Here is a 3,562-nt window from a genome sequence, read left to right as displayed (position 1 = left end):
GAGAAGGCTTGCATGCAAAAGTGGAAGATATGGATACCATCATGAATACTTCCTTTTACAAGGATGAACTGGGTGCAGCCCGTCTTTTGGTTCCAGAAGAAGAAATGGAAAAAGCATTTGAGATTCTTGCCAGTTCAAAGATAGCCGGTTTCAATTAATGATACCTTTGGAATTTTTTTGCCGATATTAATTTAGCACCCTAATTAATCCGGGGCTAAAATGGTTGTAATAAATTATTCCCTCCAGATTTTCCAGCATCCCCATTCCTTGTATTCCACATCATAAACAAAGAAATAGTTGTTGGCATAAGAGATGTTGAACTGACTTTCCGGATAAAAATCCAGTGGGATATAGATTTCTCCGGATTTTTGCCCTGTTTTGATATCGTAAAATTCAAGCTTGTAGCTGTCGAGATTGAAGAAGGCAGCTTCCATTCCTTTTACTCCTGTCCATACAAAGCTTCTGTCAACATAATTGTATTCATCATCTGTCCGCCTGATTGGAATACTCTTTTTCAGCTTTCCGTTTTTGGCAGAATAGAAATATAGTTTTCCGTTATTGAAGACAATGATTTGATTTGACTTTTCGTCATAGATAGCCACATTCTGTTCACCTGCATCTTTTAATGATGAAACCTTAGCTTTATCCACCCGTACGGGAAATCCTTCTGAATTGAGCGAATAATAATAAATCTCATTTCCATAGCTTTTACCTTCAAGCCTTTTTTCTTTGATATTATACCAGAGGCCTCTGCTGTCGAAACCGGTATTGGTTTCATAAAGGTGGTCGCCATTTTTATCAAAGACCTCGACAGGGAAGGATGAATTACCTCCGATAATTGCATAATAATATTGATTTTCAGGGTTATATGCTACTGCCATACCATTTTTACCTGATGTCCCCTCCATTCCGAGGTAAAACACAATTTCTGCTTCTGATAAAAGTGTTTTTTGTGCCTGTAAGCTTCCTGAAATCAGCAATACTGCCACCAAAGCTATTATTCCATGTTTTTTTTCCATGATTTTGATTTTATTGAATAATACCAGTACAATTTAAAATGTAAAGCAAAGATAAGAAATATAATTCATGGGTTTGTAACTTTGCACCTGTTCCAAAATGAAACATTCATTCACCGGTTATGAATTTTGATAAATTCAGTTTCCCAACAGATAATCCTGTACTGGTTCTTCTTATCCTTGTCGTCATTGCCTATCTGGCTCCTTTATTATTCAGAAAAATAAGCCTTCCGGGTATTATCGGTTTGATTATTTCCGGTATTGTGGTGGGGCCTGAAGTTTTAAACCTGATGGACAGGAACCTGATTGTCCTCTTTTTTCAGAAAATAGGGATTCTTTATCTGATGTTTCTGGCCAGTTTTGAAATTGACATTAAAAAATTCCGGCAAAACAGTTTAAATAGTATATTATTCGGCCTTTTGACCTTAATTATACCTTTTGTCATAGGATTTTTAACATCTGTGTATCTTCTTCAGCTCGATACTTATGCAGCTTTTTTTGTGGCTGCTATGTTTTCCACCCATACCCTTGTGGCTTATCCGGTTGTAAGCAGAATGGGTATTATTAATAATCCTTCTGTTTCTGTTGTGGTTGGGGGTACTATTATTACTAATTCTTTGGTATTGTTATCTTTGGCTCTCTTTAAAGAATTTAATCAGGGCTTATCTGATTTTTCACTTTTATATGTTGCTGGTTCTTTAATATTGTTTCTTTTACTGGTACTTTTTCTCCTGCCAAAGGCTGCCAGGTGGCTTTTTAAAAATACAGAAAGTGACAGGGGTTTCGATTTCCTTCTGGTTATGTTTTTCCTCCTGTTTTCTGCAGTGTTAGCCGAACTATCAAATATAGACGGTATTGTAGGTGCATTCTTGATTGGCCTGGCTTTGAACCGTATTATCCCTATGCATAATGCATTGCGTAACCGCATCAGGTTTTTCGGAAACACTTTTTTCATTCCTTTTTTTCTGATCAGCATAGGAATGATGACCAATATAAATGCCTTTTACTCAGGGACTCAGACAATCATCTTCGGTGTTGTTTTTATTGTTTTTGGCATTTTTTCAAAATGGCTGGCTGCTTTTTTCATTCAGCTTTTTGCAAAATTTAATGCCAATCAGAGAAATCTGATTTTCGGCTTAAGTACTACACATGCTGCAGCTACCATTGCCGTAATCATGATAGGGATTGAAGCTGGTATTGTAAATGAAACTGTATTGAACGCAGCTGTTTTGCTCATTCTGATTACCTGTCTCCTGGGAGGAATTATTACCGAAAGAGCCGGGAAAAATATTGTTATTCAGAATAGCAGCAAAGATGAACCTGAAACAGCAGAGATTCCTTCGCGTATTCTCGTACCTATCGCAAATCCTGCTACCGTACATCATTTGATTGAAGTAGCCTCAGTGATTTACAGGGAACTGTCTGCTGAAAGTATTTATTTGCTTTCGGTGGTGAATGATGATGAGGAAGCTTACCAAAAAGTGCATGAAAGCAGAAAAATGATGGAGAAACTTATTGAACCTCAAAAAGAAGCAGAGATACCCATCAATATACGGACAAAGATCGACCTGAGTGTTCCGAACGGAATATCCCGTGCCATTAAAGAGCATACAATTTCTACGGTTGTTATGGGTTGGAGCGGTAAAAAAGGCACCTTTGGTAAAATCTTCGGAACAACCCTCGATAATCTGCTAATTTCTGTGAATGAAGAGTTGATCATCTGCAAGTTTGAAAAGCCTTTAATGCAATTCAACAGGGTGCATTGGCTGATTCCAACCAATTTTTCATTTGAACCGGGATTCGAAAGCCTTTTTAAAAAATTCTTGTCTCTTGCCCGTCAGATTCCTGATTCTCCGGTTTTCTACAGCGATAACAGAACACTGAATTTATTACGGAAAAATCAGGAAATTACAAGTAGTTTCTCCAATCCTGTTTTTACCTACTCTCCCTATAGCGAGAAATTCAGAGATATTTTTAATACCATTGACAACCAGTCTCTTGTGTTGATTATGCTTTCGAGAAAAGGTTGCGTTTCTCATCGTCCGGAGCATGATTTGCTTCCTCATCTGATCGATCAGGATTTTTCCGACATGAATGTCATCATTGCTTATCCCAAGCAATTCCCCGATATGATTTCCAGCATTATACTTCCTGAAGAAGACATCGGCCTTGACCCGATTCAGGACAATATTGACCGTTTGGGCAGAATTGGCAATAACGTCAGACGGCTACTCCGGATCAGGTGATCAATCAGTTAGCTCTAATATTTTATTGACCAGATTTTCAGCTCCTTCAGCAATCTGTTCGATGCCAGCATCCAGCATATAGCATGGAGTGGTAACCACCTTGTATTTTCTGTCAAAAACAATTTCTCCGTGGTCGGTAATTTTATGTTCCCCGCCAAAACTTTTTATGGCCTGAATGGTACCTTTATCGTTGCCGATGGTTAGTTCGACTCCGTTACCGATGATTTTTGCAAGCATGACTGGTGAAATACACAATGCCCCGATAGGTTTGTTCAACTCCAGCATCTCTTTGATGACCTT

The 3,562-nt window shown here is 38.2% G+C and carries 4 protein-coding genes; 2 read left to right on the top strand and 2 right to left on the bottom strand.

Annotation, left to right across the window (positions count from 1 at the left end):
- Positions 1-158: hypothetical protein (locus tag GX437_11065; protein ID NLJ08201.1), on the top strand; the 158-nt coding region annotated here is incomplete at its 5' end.
- Positions 159-233: 75 nt separating this feature from the next.
- On the opposite strand, the gene GX437_11060 is transcribed toward GX437_11065, so the two are convergent.
- On the bottom strand, positions 234-1,019 hold the full coding sequence (locus GX437_11060) for a hypothetical protein (protein ID NLJ08200.1): 786 nt from the start codon (positions 1,017-1,019) through the stop codon (positions 234-236).
- Between the two features lie 119 nt (positions 1,020-1,138).
- Between GX437_11060 and GX437_11055 the strand changes: the two genes are divergently transcribed.
- The gene (locus GX437_11055) at positions 1,139-3,262 is read left to right on the top strand and encodes a cation:proton antiporter (GenBank protein NLJ08199.1); all 2,124 of its coding nucleotides are present in this window, start codon (positions 1,139-1,141) and stop codon (positions 3,260-3,262) included.
- Here GX437_11055 and GX437_11050 read toward each other — a convergent pair.
- Positions 3,263-3,562 (bottom strand): isoprenoid biosynthesis protein ElbB (locus tag GX437_11050; protein NLJ08198.1); only part of this gene is annotated, 300 nt, incomplete at its 5' end.

The organism is Sphingobacteriales bacterium (genome assembly GCA_012517435.1).
Taxonomy (GTDB): domain Bacteria; phylum Bacteroidota; class Bacteroidia; order CAILMK01; family JAAYUY01; genus JAAYUY01.
The sequence above is the reverse complement of the archived record's forward strand: the minus strand, read 5'-3'. Positions and strand labels throughout refer to the sequence as shown.